The 14,920-nt window shown below is 36.7% G+C and carries 9 protein-coding genes; 5 read left to right on the top strand and 4 right to left on the bottom strand.

Annotation, left to right across the window (positions count from 1 at the left end; translation table 11 throughout):
* Window positions 1–8 precede the first annotated feature (8 nt).
* A complete protein-coding gene (locus tag ACQKIM_RS04390) occupies window positions 9–1,370 on the top strand; it encodes an acetamidase/formamidase family protein (protein WP_427539624.1) in 1,362 nt (453 codons plus the stop codon).
* Window positions 1,371–1,566: 196 nt separating this feature from the next.
* On the top strand, window positions 1,567–2,121 hold the full coding sequence (locus tag ACQKIM_RS04395; protein ID WP_427539627.1) for an HPP family protein: 555 nt from the start codon (window positions 1,567–1,569) through the stop codon (window positions 2,119–2,121).
* A 729-nt stretch (window positions 2,122–2,850) separates the two neighbouring features.
* Here ACQKIM_RS04395 and ACQKIM_RS04400 read toward each other — a convergent pair.
* On the bottom strand, window positions 2,851–3,003 hold the full coding sequence (locus ACQKIM_RS04400; protein WP_427539630.1) for a hypothetical protein: 153 nt from the start codon (window positions 3,001–3,003) through the stop codon (window positions 2,851–2,853).
* A 337-nt stretch (window positions 3,004–3,340) separates the two neighbouring features.
* Here ACQKIM_RS04400 and ACQKIM_RS04405 point away from each other — a divergent pair, with 337 nt between their 5' ends.
* Window positions 3,341–4,825, top strand: coding sequence for a hypothetical protein (locus tag ACQKIM_RS04405; RefSeq protein ID WP_427539633.1), 1,485 nt, complete (start codon window positions 3,341–3,343; stop codon window positions 4,823–4,825).
* Between the two features lie 49 nt (window positions 4,826–4,874).
* On the opposite strand, the gene ACQKIM_RS04410 is transcribed toward ACQKIM_RS04405, so the two are convergent.
* The 3 genes from ACQKIM_RS04410 to ACQKIM_RS04420 form a co-directional block, all read right to left on the bottom strand.
* Complete coding sequence (locus tag ACQKIM_RS04410; RefSeq protein WP_427539635.1) at window positions 4,875–6,059, bottom strand: CaiB/BaiF CoA transferase family protein; 1,185 nt, start codon at window positions 6,057–6,059, stop codon at window positions 4,875–4,877.
* 741 nt (window positions 6,060–6,800) lie between these two features.
* A complete protein-coding gene (locus ACQKIM_RS04415) occupies window positions 6,801–7,028 on the bottom strand; it encodes a hypothetical protein (RefSeq protein ID WP_427539638.1) in 228 nt (75 codons plus the stop codon).
* A gap of 157 nt (window positions 7,029–7,185) precedes the next feature.
* Window positions 7,186–8,097, bottom strand: a complete 912-nt coding sequence (locus ACQKIM_RS04420) for a CAP-associated domain-containing protein (RefSeq protein WP_427539641.1) — start codon at window positions 8,095–8,097, stop codon at window positions 7,186–7,188.
* A 223-nt stretch (window positions 8,098–8,320) separates the two neighbouring features.
* On the opposite strand from ACQKIM_RS04420, the gene ACQKIM_RS04425 reads away from it, so the two are divergent.
* Both ACQKIM_RS04425 and ACQKIM_RS04430 read left to right on the top strand, forming a co-directional pair.
* Window positions 8,321–9,889 carry a sensor domain-containing diguanylate cyclase gene (locus ACQKIM_RS04425; RefSeq protein WP_427539644.1) on the top strand — a complete coding sequence of 523 codons (1,569 nt, stop codon included), beginning with the start codon at window positions 8,321–8,323 and terminating at the stop codon, window positions 9,887–9,889.
* A 521-nt stretch (window positions 9,890–10,410) separates the two neighbouring features.
* Window positions 10,411–14,805, top strand: a complete 4,395-nt coding sequence (locus ACQKIM_RS04430) for an S-layer homology domain-containing protein (protein ID WP_427539647.1) — start codon at window positions 10,411–10,413, stop codon at window positions 14,803–14,805.
* Window positions 14,806–14,920: the final 115 nt, after the last annotated feature.

Here is a 14,920-nt window from a genome sequence, read left to right on the forward strand (position 1 = left end):
GACGAAGAATGACAAACGAATTGCATGTGCTAGAAAAAGAAGCAGGAATAGAAAATGAAAATTTTGAACAGCCGCCGCAAGCCGTCGAAACATTATTCGTAAATGAGTTTATAGATGGTATTTTAGACCCTGCACAGAAAATGCTTGGACCTGTTAAAGATGGTGGAACGATTTTTGCTAATACAACACCCGGTTGCTGGGGACCTATGCTGACTCCTACAATTCGCGGCGGACATGAAGTGACAAAACCTGTATTTGTAGAAGGAGCAGAGGTAGGAGATGCCATTGTCATTAAAATTAAATCCATCCAAGTGACTTCATTGGCAACAGCATCTGGACATGATGAGGTGATTAACGATCGATTTATTGGTGACCCGTTCGTCTCTGTAAAATGTCCAGGCTGTGGAAAACTTCATCCGAGCACTATCGTTAAGGGAATCGGTCAGCATGCCATACGCTGTTCCACATGTAATACAGAAACGGCACCTTTTAAAATGATCAATGGCTACACGATGGCATTTGATCATAAGGGGAATGTTGGTGTCACTGTTGGTCGAGAAGGAGCACGTCGTATTGCACTGGATGCGAAAAATTATATGCGCACACCTGAAAATTCTATACAAAATCCGGTGGTAGCATTAGCGCCAAGTGATTTAATCGGGGTGATGGCTAGAATGCGTCCATTTTTAGGACAACTAGGTACTACGCCATCCAAGGCTATGCCAGACTCTCATAATGCAGGTGACTTTGGTTCATTTTTAATTGGGGCACCGCATGAATATGCCTTTACACAAGAGGAATTGGATAAACATCGTACAGATGGGCATATGGATATAAGCCGTGTTCGTGAGGGGGCAACTATTATTTGTCCAGTTAAGGTTTCTGGAGGTGGTGTTTATATTGGTGATATGCACGCCATGCAAGGTGATGGTGAAATTGCAGGACATACTACAGATGTTGCTGGTATCGTTCAACTTCAGGTCAGTGTATTGAAAAAAACGGCGTTGGAAGGTCCAATTTTATTGCCGAATACTGAAGATCTGCCTTATACAGCAAAACCTTTTACAAAGGAAGAAAAACGTCGTGCTCGTGAGCTTGCGGAGGAATTTGGCGTTAAACAGGTGGAGGAAGCATTCCCTGTATCAGTTATTGGCTCTGGAACATCATTAAATGAGGCAACAAATAATGCATTAAGTCGTGCAGCAAAGCTCTTTGAGATGAGTGAGCCAGAGGTGATGAACAGAGCAACCATTACAGGTTCCATTGAAATTGGTCGTCATCCTGGAGTGGTAACAGCAACCTTCCAAGTACCGAAAACGGTACTGAAAAAAGCACGAATTTATAAACCAGTGAAAAAACAATATGATTGATCGATAAAAATAAGCACAAAAGCAAACTATGAAAATTATTTCTGGTTTGCTTTTTTGGGTTGCAAAGATTTTTGTCTAAAAATCGACAAATAAAAATTGTTTTCTATTGATTAGTTGCTATAATAGAACAAGCTCTAAATAGCTAAAAGATTGTTATAGTTCTATTAGAATTCTTACATAGAAATGATGGTGACACATGGCAGACTTTGTGCGTTTACAAGAAAAAAGAGAAAAAACAAATAGTATTAAAGCATATATCAATAAAATGAGGGGCGGAGGGCATGCACCTTCAAGAACAAATTTTGCTGACGCTCTCACAGGTGCGGTCGGAGGATTAATATGTATTTTTGTACTACTGTGGCTGACTAATTACACAGGGACACCCTGGCTAATGGCTTCACTTGGAGGAAGCTGTGTCCTCGTATTTATCGTTTGGAATGCACCATTGTCTCAGCCGCGAAATATTATCGGAGGGCATTTTATTTCTGCCTGTATCGGTTTATCTATATATTCTCTTCTAGGAACAAGTATTATTTCCATTAGCATTGGTGTAGGGTTAACGATTTTCTTAATGGCGATTACAGGAATTATTCATCCACCAGCAGGAGCGAATCCTATTATTATTATTTTAGGAGGCTATGGATGGAGCTATTTGGTGATGCCTGTACTAATAGGTGCATTAATTATTGTCTTTTTTGGTATAGTGATTAATAATTTACGTGAAACACGACAATATCCTTCATTCTGGTAAAGTTTGTGTAACCCATATTTGTTACAGAGTTATTAAAAATTTGACAGATTTTTTTGTAACTATTTAAATGGTTGCTCGTCTACTGTTATGAGAAGGTCAATTTCTCGATTATATTAGTGAATTATACATGACTTTCCTAAGTTGTATATTATGCTGCTAGCACTGTCTAGCATAGGCAATGAGTGAATTGTGACAATACAAATGGGCTACCAACTTATAAGTAATTGCCCAATGAACTCATTTGCCAATCTTTTTCAGGAAAATTAAATTTATAACCCATCTATTAGAAGTTACTATCTAATAGATGGGTTCATAGTGTTGAAAAACTAAATGGTCAAGGGACTCTTTGTGAATACTCCTAAGTCAAATGAAGGTGATTTCCGTTCCAGGCTACTCGCTTTCCAGTGGGCGAGCGACGAGCCACTTCCTGCGCTGACGCTCCGTGCAGGGTCTCGTCTGTCTCGCTATCCCACAGGAGTCGAGTAGCCTTGCACTCCAATCAGCAATAGTGTAGAACTTTAAATATTTTCTTCCCTCAAAAGTAAAGTAAAAGCATGTTACTCACCATCATTAAATGGATACAATAGTGACACAATTCTATAGTTGTTGTCCTGCATTTTATGGATAAAACCACTTTGACTTTACATAAAGTCACTTATTGCTGACCCTCTGCTTTCGCAAAAGAAAAAAGTTATATCAAAGCTCCATTTTTGTGCAAAATAGTGATGGTTAAGACTTCCATTTATCACTACACATTTTTGTGAAATGCCAATAGAACATACTATGAGCAAAGGTTGATTGGAGTGTAGACTGAGTGACTCCTCGGGGATTCAGCGTTACAGATGAGACCCTGGAGCGAGCAAAGCGAGTGAAGCGGCTCATCGGACGCCCCCAGGAAAGCACTCAGTCGGAACGAAGATCAACCCCTCGTTTTGAAAAAGGGCTATATTTTTTAATTTGTCACCTTGATTTCATTGACATAATAGTATTTCAACAACATGAACCCATCTATTAGAAGTTACTATCTAATAGATGGGTTTTTTTGTTGTTGCATTTAGTCGAATTCTGTTGTCGTATTCTTTAGGCATAACATGATTTTTTTAGCATATGTTGGATAAGATTTGTTATATTGAAGAAAGAGAATTAACTTAGGTTGTTAGTATTTTATATGATAGGGGAAGATATCTGTTGGGTGAATTTGATAGGGGGCTCCAATTGTATGCTGTTGGATTGTGATGAGCAGTTATTCATGGCATATAAGCATAGTGGTGAAAAGGGTGCTGAAAAATTGCTGTCAACATGGTTGGAGGCAGAGAACAAGTTACAGGCAGACCCAAAAATATTAGGTTCTGCACTTTCACCAAATTTATTTTTAGTGAATGAGGAAATGGCGATGAACATTGCTTTTTCAACTGCGAGGAAATATTGGGGTCATGTAACTACTGATGCGCAAGCTTTTTTTGATAAACAAGGAATGGATGCTAAGTTTGTACATGATCGTCTGAATGATTTTTTTTATACGCAAAAAGGGAAAGAGTCCTTTTTTGAGCAGCTTTTTGCACAGCATACAATGGACTTTGAGCGGTTAATATGGTTAATATTTGGGAAACGGATGCAAATTACAATGCCAGTGAACAAACTCCAAACTATATTTTTATATAAATTAAACAATGAATATTTTGTGCATATGATTTATAAAGAACATACTCTATTTTGGCATTGGTTGTTTATGAAAAAGATTTATTCACTGTTTATCCACAAACCTTTAGAACAATTCACATTTATTCATGAAATGCTTGGTCATTTTGAGAGATCTGCAAGAAAAACTTATACACATGTGAATATCTTTGTGAATAATTACAAAGAAATTCTGGATAAGTGTATAACTTATGTGGATAACTATAATTCGACATGCTTAGAAAAAAAACAGTTACATCTTTATCAAATTGTTGTGCATTACCGGTTAGCCGAAGGAGATAATCGCTGTGTTAAGTCATTAATTACTGCTTTTGAGGCGGATTGGCGATATTCAATGTATGCCTTGACAGAGAAAGAAAAGGTGTTGATTGCCTACCTTTTGTTTCATATAGCATATCAGGAGAAGAATGATGAATTGGTTATCAAATATGGGGAATATTTATTAGAGGATGAGCGACTTAATAATTATGCAATAGAGATTATGCTTGAATATAAAGAATTACTGCCTAATCGTAAGCCTACACCTCCCGCTATTATCAAAAATTATGAACTAAATTTTCTAGAAAACTTATATGCCATTATGCTTGATCATTATGTAAGAACCGCTCGTTATCAAGAGGGATTAACACTTTTAAAGGAGCATGTACTTGCATCCAATAAAAAAATACATGCAGCATTAGTGCAGAAAAACTATAGTAATGAACAATTTATTGCGATTGAGGCTTATGTTCAGCAAGATATAGCTTTACATGTTAATAATTCATTACAGCATATCGGCTTATCTGTTGAAGAATGGCGTAGAAATTACCGTCAACCAGAAGCTTCCTATTATTTTGTAGCACAGAGCGCATCCCTCCATATATTGAATATTTTAAAAGTCTTATTTATAACAGAGCAGTATGAGCTTTTTGAGAAATTGATAGAAATTTATAAAAAATACTTACTTATTGATGATCATTTTGAAAGTTTACGAGTGTTTATAAGTGCATATGTAGAGCAGGATTAATTAAAAAGAGTGTCTAGTGCATATTTACACTAGACACCCTTTTTTATGTTTATTCTAAAACGCCCTTGTCTTTTAAATCAGTAATTTCTTCTACACTAAAGCCAAGAGCAGATAACACTTCCTCATTATGCTCTCCAAGTTTGGCACCTACATGTCTATATTCTGGTTGAGCTCCGTCAAATTTAAAGGCAGATGCAATTTGTTTTTGCATCGTACCATCGTATTTGGGAATATCAACAATCATGCTGCGAGCCTTTAGCTGTGGGTGCTCGCATGCTTCAGGAAAAGTTAAAACGGGTTCCACGCATCCCTCAAAATCCTCGTTGAACACCTCTAGCCATTCACTATAGGTCTTTGATAAAAAAGCATCATGAACAGCTTCTTTAAAACGAATTTGTGTATAGTATGAGTCATTAAAAGTATTATCAATGAGCTCAGGAATATCAAGTGCTTCACATAGCAGCTTGCGGAATTGAGGCTCAAGGCTTCCTACTGAGAAAAATCTTCCATCCTTTGTTTTGTAAAAGTCATAGTAGCTGCCACCATTTAAAATTTCCTGCTCTGGCTGAGGCACTCGTCCACCTCCAATGTATGCAGCTCCATACATAGCATTAAGTGAAAATACAGCATCTGTCATACTAATATCGATATATTGCCCTTCACCTGTTTTTTCACGATGTAATGCAGCAGCTAGTACGCCGATTGCAGCATGCATGGTGCCTCCTGCAATATCAGCTAGCTGAATTCCCATTGAAACTGGTTTTTTATCCTTATGTCGAGAGTAATCCAGTAAACCAGCTAATGATAAATAGTTATTGTCATGTCCTGGACGATTGCTATAGGGTCCCGTTTGACCATAACCTGTAATTGCACAATAAATAACCTTTGGATTTATTTCCTTAAGTGCCTCATAGCCGATGCCCAGTCGTTGCATAACGCCAGGGCGAAAACCTTCGATAATAACATCGTACTCATTAACGAGTGACTTGACGATTTCCACAGCCTCTGGCGATTTTAAATTTAACGTTAATGACTTTTTAGAACGATTTAAATGTTGATGTATATATGCCTCATGGTCGTCATCATAAGGAGGCATGATTCGTGTTAAATCCACACGCTTCGAAGATTCTACGTGAATAACCTCCGCACCTAAATCGGCAAATATCATTGTCGCCATTGGCCCTGGTAGTAATGCAGAAAAATCGAGAATTTTTAACCCCTTTAAAATACCCAAATCTCCCAACCCCTTTTTGTGTAGGCTGCTAACGCCATCTATGCTAAGAGGCCTAGCAACGCTTTTCTCTTAACCCCATTTGTAAAAAAGCCTGTATTATATCTGTATTAATACAGAGTTATTTAAATTTATCAGTATTATAACAGAATAAGCAATGGCTTGACTATGCTAAATTTTATTATAAAATAATTAGTCTGAAAATTATATGTCAGAATAACAATAAAAGTAAAAAAATTTTGAATATAGATTTTCTGTCAAATTTCAGATAATAATCACCGTTTGTTTGAAAATTCTGTAAATATGAAGACGAAAAAATCTCTATGCAATAGATTGCACATAGAGATTTTTATAGTGTTGAAAAACTAAAATGGTCAAGGGACTCTTTGTGAACACTACTAAGTCAAATGAAGGTGATTTCCGTTCCAGGTTACTCGCTTTCCAGTGGGCGAGCGACGAGCCGCTTCCTGCGCTGAGGGAACGAAGACTAAGTGCGTCACGTCCTGTGACAACGCCTTCGTGACCAACATCGTGTTGGCCTCAGATTCTCGTCTGTCTCGCTATCCCACGGGAGTCGAGTAGCCTTGCACTCCAATCAGCAATAGTGTAGAACTTTAAATATATTCTTCCCTCAAAAGTAAAGTAAAGTAAAAGCATGTTACTCACCAACATTAAATGGTTAGAATATTGGTACAATTCTACAGCTATTAACCTACATTTTATGCATAAAACTACTTTGTAACTTTACATAAAGTACTGCTCTGCTTTCGCATAGAAAAATGTTATCAAAGCCCCATTTTTGCACAATATAATGATCGCTAAGACTTCAAATTTATCACTATATATTTGTGTGAATTGCCAGAAGAAAATACTATGAGCAAAGGTTGATTGGAGTGTAGACTGAGTGACTCCTCGGGGATTCAGCGTCACAGATGAGACCCTAGAGCGAGCAACGCGAGTGAAGCGGCTCATCGGACGCCCCCAGGAAAGCACTCAGTCGGAACGGAGATCAACCTCTCGTTTTGAAAAAGGGCTATACTTTTTAATTTGTCACCTTAATTTCATTGACATAATAGTATTTCAACAACATGAAAAATAATATTATCAGGGCAAGGATAAGTTCCTTACGCTATGACTTTGAATAGAAATTCACTGTAAAATAAGGGGAACCATTGTTTTTAAAGCAGATGCCAACAAAAACATGCGTAAACTCTTTTCTTAAAATATTCCTACGATGCCCTATAGAATTCATCAGTGCCTCATGAGCAAAAATGCTGTTGCTTTGACCAGATGCGATATTTTCACCATACCAGAAATAATTTACACTACCAGCAGTAAGTCTATCATTAGAATGATTACCAATATGATCCTCATGGCTAAAAAATTGGTGAGCTATCATATTACTACTATGCTGGCGAGCTATAGGATTGTATCTATTGTCATAAATAAGTGGTTGCAATCCTTCTACGGCTCGTTCATGATTAATGAGTTCAACCATTAAATCTTCAAATCCTGTACGTAATTCATTGGAAGGTTTTCCATAGAAGCCATTTTTATTTAATTCTGTAGCAGCATGGATCCAAAGAACAGAACGAACTATATTGTTTTTGTGTAAGTCATAGAAAAAAGTGACATAGTGCTGATTGATTAAATAGGTACCATATGCTTCATTGTCTGTACAATCAAGATAATTTAGCAAATAACTTGTATTTTGATAGTGAATAGCTTTGAGAGGAGACCCATATATTTTAGTAACCTCTGTTCGATTAGTACCTATTTTGATACCAAATACACTATGCCCTAACCTTGTTTCGTATCCACCAACGACTTGAGAATTATGCCTTCCTACAAGAGAAAATAGGGAATCGTCCGTCCCTATTCGATGCCATTCCATTTTGTATTCACTTTGAAAGCTACTATTTGAGAAATTTTTTTGCGTAAATGCACTCGAATAAGCTTTTTTATTTAAGCTGATAGAGGCATTAGCCCATAATCCTATACCAAAGCCCAATAAAATTGGAGCTGTTTTATGAATCAACATACTTCAATCCTCTTCTGTTAAAGTAATAAATCTATCAGAAAATAGCGTTTTATTACTATAAAAATACTACATTTTTTATTAAAAAACGAGAGGATAAATTTTGGCACTTACACTATAATGTTACTTTAGATATAATATAGCTTTAAAAAATATACTGTTTCGACAAATTATTTCTAATAAAATAAGAAAATGTACTTATTTACGAAAAATAGGGGTGTGAAAGTTGAAATCAAATCAGTTAAAGTTAAAACATTTAATTATGGGAGTAGCAATGGCTGCCTTTTTCTTGACAAGTATTGGCAGCATCTGGAGCGGTTACCGAATGAATGTTGACTCGATTAAAGAAAACACATTAGAAACGAATCGAGTGTATGCACAAAAACTAGCATCTACCGCAGATGCCTACCTAGAGGAAGCTTTTCAAATTTTAGGTTATAGTGCTGGCAACATGGGTTCAAAGATGAATGATGGAAATGCATTAGATCAGGAAACGGATCGTTTGAAAATGCAAAATAGTATGTTTAACTCTGTCGTTATAACGAATGCAGATGGTCGTGTACTTTCTATCTCACCACCCTCTATCGAAATAAAGGGTGAGGTTTTAACATCAGTTGGTGCTAAAGAGGCTTTAACTAAAAAGGAGCCGCTTATTTCTAAACCTTATGAGGCGATTACAGGACGTCTAATCATTTTTATATCTTATCCTATATTCTCAGCGTCGAATGAATATCTAGGAATGGTAGCTGGAACTATTTATTTAAAGGAACAAAATGCCTTTAATACTTTATTGGGAGAACATTATAGTCATGATGGCTCTTATGTATATGTAGTAGATGAAGATGGTCGAGTAATTTACCATCAGGACCCAAGTAGAATCAATGATATTGTTACTGAAAATAAAGTTGTGAAAGCTGTGATTTCTGGGAAGAATGGAGCACAGCTTGTCGAGAACACAAAAGGCATTGAAATGCTTGCTGGTTATAGTGCAGTATCTTTAGCTGGGTGGGGAGTTGTCTCTCAAAGACCTTTAGATGTAGCACTAGCACCTTCGTTTGATCGGGTACAGGATGTGGCGATAAAATCCATACCACTTATGCTTGTTTCAATATTTATTGTACTTTGGGCGGCAGCGCGTATCGCTAGTCCTTTACAGCAACTAGCTACTTTAACAGAGGAGAGTCTAGATACTAAAAATGTTGAAGGGCTAAAATCAGTTAAAGGCTGGTATTTTGAAGCGTATTCTTTAAAAAGTGTCTTAATAAGGAGCTTATCATTTTTACATGGACAGGTAATGTTTTTCAAGGATCAATCAACCACTGATCCACTGACAGGGGTAACAAATCGACGTACGATGGATGCAATGCTGGCAGAATGGCAAGTAAACAAGTTACCTCACGCTATCATTATGTTGGATTTAGATCATTTTAAAAGTGTGAATGATACATATGGTCATGCTGTGGGGGATAAGGTTTTGCAATTCTTAGCGAAAAATATGGAAGCTGTAGCTCGAGAAGGAGATGTGTGTTGCCGCTATGGTGGTGAGGAATTTGTTATGCTGTTACCTAATACTACAGCGGAGAAAGCTGCTTCAGTTGCAGAGAAGCTGCGAAATGTTTTAGCTAACACGATTAGTCCTTGTGGCCGACCCGTGACATTATCGGCAGGGGTGGCTGTCTATCCTCAGATGGCTGACTCGACTGAAGCATTATTTGAAGCTGCTGATGGGGCACTGTATCTTGCTAAGCAGGCAGGGCGTAATCAAGTAATGGTAGCGCGACAAGAAAATCAGTGAAAAATTTATGACATATAGGCATACATTGTTATTTTTAGGGTAGATGATTAATGTAGAAATCATTTGGGCAAGCTACTCTTAAATGATTTGACTTATAACCTCTAAATCATATTCAAATAATATGCTAACTCGGGACACATCTCTTGATCGACTTGACAAGACGTAAGGTTATCCCCCTTTCCCTTATGACAATTTCAAGAACGACTAGATGTATGCCTATATATCGTTAAAGCCAAGAGAGCACCGATGCTCCTTGGTTTTTTTGTGCAGGCATTTCATTAGACAATGAATTATGCTCATAGGGATATGAAGGTCGCCCAATTGTGGAGGGTAAATGCACAAAGAGACGTATTCACTACTCAAACGTACACTTTAAATTCACAAAGCACCGATTAATGCACGACTTTCTACTAGTATTTTAGAATTAACTATGAAGGTTTTCTAATTACCTGTCGATATAAAGGGTATGATGAAATTGATATTTGTACGTATCAAAATCAATAAGTGAAAGGATGAGTGGGATGGATAAAACAAAAATCCAAAAAGTGAACAAAGCACTTATTGCAACTGTCTTTGCTACTAGCGGAATTGCTTTAGTAGTGCCACCACCGCAAAAGGCAGAAGCAGCTACTTCACCGTTTAAGGATATCGATCAATATTCAAGTCACTATGATAATATTTTAAAATTACATTCTCAGGGTGCAATTAGCGGATTTCCAGATAATACCTTCCGACCAAATCAAAATGTAACAAGAGGTCAGGCTGCTAAAATGCTGGCAACTGTATTAAAGTTAGACTTGAAAAATGTACAGGACCCTTATTATAAGGATGTTCCAAAAGGTAGTGAATATTACAAATATGTAGCGGCACTACAAAATGCAGGGATCATGTCAGGATATTCAAATGGAACATTTATGCCAAATGAAGTAATTACACGTGGTCAATTAGCTAAAATGCTGGTGCTTGGATTTAAATTTGAGGTAGCTTCAAATTATAATCATAGCTTTCAAGATGTTAATAGCCAAACAAGTAATGCCATTTATATTCAAACGTTAGTAGATTTAAAAGTTACAGATGGAACTACGCCAGTTACATTTTCTCCATTTAATCCAGTAACACGTGGTCAGATTGCCTCTTTCATTGTTCGCGCACAAGATAAAAAGGGTAATGCGTCCTCTTACAAAATTACGGGTGTTGAAGATGATGTAGTCTACATAAATGCTGAGCCTTACACTGTACCTGAAAATTTAGCAAACGTTTTTAATGAGTATAATGCACCGGTTTTACAGGGAGCAATTATTGAAGGTAATTTATCTGGGAAAACCATTCAATCTGTTTCTAAGCTAACATTGAATGCAAGCGGCACAAGTTCAAAATTTTTAGATTTTGATGGTGAGTATGGTTCATTTGATGCAACCATCGTTGTCAATGGAAACTATATTGGATTTTCTAATATTACATTGACTGGCACTATGCTAGTAAACGAAACAGTGCGTCCGTCCTTACATTTAAATGTTACCGGCTTTAAGCCATTATCGATTGGGCGCATAGCAAGTACTAATTTTTCATTTATCAACTGGTCTAATCCAGAAAATCAAAATGGGGAAAGCTCGTCCTCATCCAATAGCAATTCATCGTCTGATCTTCAAAATTGGACTAATCAAAATTCAGACAAGAACCCAGATAAAAACAAACCATTTGAAAACTGGTCTAAAGAAAAAGTGACCATGAAAAATGTTGAAAAACATCTTGAATTTTATAACAGTACTGTATCACGTTTAGTTGTATCTCAAAGTGGTACAAAAATTGAAACGAACACTAAGCTGCAGCGTGTGGATATTATCGGAAGTGTTCGAGAATTTGAGATTCAAGGTGATATCGGAACACTAAACCTTGATACAGAAACAAAGCTGACAATATACGGAGATAGCAATATCGACTGGATTAACTACAATAGCTTTACAGATTTAGAGCTTTATATAGACGGTCGAGTAGGTACACTGTATGTGGATAATGCATACGGCTGGGTGGATATTGGTGACTACACGTATATTGACAAAGTTATTATACCGAAGGGTGAATCGCCGAATAATATCTTCGATGATTTCCTAGAGGATAAAGATAATATTGGCAGTATTACAGATCCAGATGGTAAACCAATCGATAAGGATGATATTGAAAACCAAAAGCCTGCGGATAAAACTAAGCCTGTCGTTAATATCACAAAAGTATCTGTATTGAATGGTAGTGATGTACAGGTAGACTTTACTTCAGATAAAGTCGGCACATATTACTATATAGTTCGAGAAAAGGATGCTGATCCACCAACAAAACGAGAAATGGTTGATCGTGTTTCTACTGATAATGTTGCAAGTGGAACAGGTTCGGCTATATTAAATAACAACACCTTTAAAGTGACAAATCTAGGTGAGAAAAAAGAATATGTTATTTATATCATGGTCGTTGATGGTGCGAAAAATGTTTCTGACCTTAAATCAGAATCCTTCCAGATGAAGGATGCATCACCACCAGTAGTAAAATCTCTAAAAGTGAATCCTTTACATGGTGGAAAACGAGCTGAGTTTACATTTACAGCAAGCGAGCCAGGGGACTATTACTACTATGTTCGGAAAAAGACGACTGCAGCTGATCCAACAACTGCAGATATAGTAGCAAAGCCAACAGGTACAGGTAAGGCTGTGGCAGGTAAGCTAGGAATTACGGAGATTTTATCAGGCTTAGAGGCAGAGGAAGTGTATCAGCTCTACGTGGTGATGAAGGATGCGTCGGGTAACTATTCAGTAGACCCTATTCCGAAAGAGGCCATCAAAGAGTTTACGACAAGTGCATTGGATAATATTCATCCTTATGTTGAGCAGACAAAACTTGAGCCAGCAGGAAAATCAAATCAATTTTACTTATATTTAAACGAAGCATTGGATCCGGAAAGTGCTCGTAATGTAAATAACTATGATTTATCAGGGACAGTTATTGTTAACACAACAGGACAAAATAAAATTAAACCTTCGGCAGTAGAATATAAAGAAGGGGACAAAAAAGTATTATTAACGATTCCTTCTGAAACAGGCTTTGTTTACGGTGATACATTACGCGCTACTGTTTTACCAGGCGTAAAGGACTTAGCGGATAATGAATTTGAAAATGTCAATACTGTTGATCCTGGAAAACCTGTGCGAAACTATGCGGAATATATCCATGAAAAATTTGATATGCCTGTCATAACGATTGAAAATGTAGTTAGTAAGCCTGATCAAAATGATAACTATAGACGCTCTGAAGTAGAGTTTAAGCCAAGTAAGGCCGGAACTTATTATTACATGGTGTTGCCTGATACAGTTGAAGACAATGGAGAAGTAAAAACGTTTAAACAATATTTAATAGACAAGGGCATTACAGAGCGTGATTTTGTGAATGAGTTTGCAAATGAATCATCATTAAAATCAGGTTATTTCCAAATTGGTGGGAAGGATATATATATTGACCGTGGCTCTGGTCCAGCTGATTTAGAGGAAAAAACAAAAAAATTCCCAATAACGATAACGAAAGACAAAATGAATCCATTCTTAAGCTATTCCGTGTATATGGTCTTAAAGGATCGTGGTGGGGAAATTTCGAAAATTACCTCTAAGGAAATGATTGGTGATACAAGAGCACCATTAATTAAAAATTTAGTAGTAAAACCTAAAGAAAATGAAGATACGAAAGCAATGATTTCCTTTGATACTGATGAAACAACAGAGCTTCATTATTGGTTTGTGCCAAAGAAAAATGCAGATGGCACAACAAATGATTCAGCAAATCTAAAAATTGATACACCTGCTGAACGTAAATTCTTAGAGGATAAATTAAGAAATAGCCCAAGCGTTAAGAAAAGTGGCAAGGGATCATTCCCATTATCTGAAGCTACAGGTGTAACTTTAGAGCCGCATAAGGAATATGTTGTATATTTTGGTGCTGTAGATACGTATGGAAATATAACAGTATACAGATCCAACTCCAATTCTGATGGTTACGATGAATCAAGCGCGGGTTGGATGAGAGAAAATTTCTATTCTGATGGTACCCCACCGCGTATTGAAATGACTGTCGATGGTCAAAAGAAACGCAATATTGTTTATCGTAATCCAGATGATACATTTACGATTACATTTAGTGAGGCCATTATGCGCGATGAAAATGGCAATTCTTTAATAACTAATTTAAATTTACTTACAATTACGAATGAATCAGGTCAAGATATTACGTCTCAATATCAATTTGTTAAGTATACACAAGGTACAAAAACAACGGATGAAAGTAAGCTGATTATCAAACCAGTGGCACCAAATACGGCAGATAAAACATTTACAGTGAAGATGAAGAATGAAGCTGTCGATTACAATATTACAGGTTACACAGGTAATAAATTCAAAGTTGAGGATTTTGGAAAATATGTATATCAAAAATCGGGTGTGGCATTCAGATCAGCTACATTAAAGGGGAATATCTCAGTGGGGAACATCCATTCTTACAGAGAGCTTGAGTTTATGTATCAACTTGCAAACGCAGGAGATGATCTGAAATACTATTATGCAGTCCGTGTAAATGTTGTTCCTGGAGACTTAACTGCAGAAGAAATTATCTATGCAGGTGAGCATGCTGACCAAATAGCGGCTGGACAAGCTATTCCTGGTATTGCTAACGGTATTTCAGTTGCAGGCACTGGTAAACCTGAGAATTCATCAGATAACTCCCAAAATTCAACATTAACTACAAAGTCTTCTAATCTGAATAAAGTATTTATGGAAGGTGACCGTATTTACTTTGCAACGGTCGATAAATACGGTAATATTTCCCAAGGTGTGCTAGATACAAACGACCAACAGAAATTTATTAAAATTGAGAGAAAACCTTAATCAAAATCGTATAATAGACATCTAATTAAAGTTTTAGTTCACATTTTAAAGAAGAAAAGTGTTGAATTCTAAATGTTATGATCAATTTATCAATATAATAATTTAGAGAGATATT

This window comes from Lysinibacillus sp. NPDC047702 (assembly GCF_050272555.1).
Classification (GTDB): Bacteria; Bacillota; Bacilli; order Bacillales_A; family Planococcaceae; genus Lysinibacillus.

Excerpts from the sequence above, each read along its gene's own strand:
- ACQKIM_RS04390 (WP_427539624.1), top strand. The coding sequence starts at position 9 with ATGACAAACGAATTGCATGTGCTAGAAAAAGAAGCAGGAATAGAAAAT.
- ACQKIM_RS04430 (WP_427539647.1), top strand. The coding sequence starts at position 10,411 with ATGGATAAAACAAAAATCCAAAAAGTGAACAAAGCACTTATTGCAACT.
- ACQKIM_RS04400 (WP_427539630.1), bottom strand. The coding sequence starts at position 3,003 with ATGAGCCGCTTCACTCGCTTTGCTCGCTCCAGGGTCTCATCTGTAACG.
- ACQKIM_RS04420 (WP_427539641.1), bottom strand. The coding sequence starts at position 8,097 with ATGTTGATTCATAAAACAGCTCCAATTTTATTGGGCTTTGGTATAGGA.
- ACQKIM_RS04395 (WP_427539627.1), top strand. The coding sequence starts at position 1,567 with ATGGCAGACTTTGTGCGTTTACAAGAAAAAAGAGAAAAAACAAATAGT.
- ACQKIM_RS04405 (WP_427539633.1), top strand. The coding sequence starts at position 3,341 with ATGCTGTTGGATTGTGATGAGCAGTTATTCATGGCATATAAGCATAGT.
- ACQKIM_RS04415 (WP_427539638.1), bottom strand. The coding sequence starts at position 7,028 with ATGAGCCGCTTCACTCGCGTTGCTCGCTCTAGGGTCTCATCTGTGACG.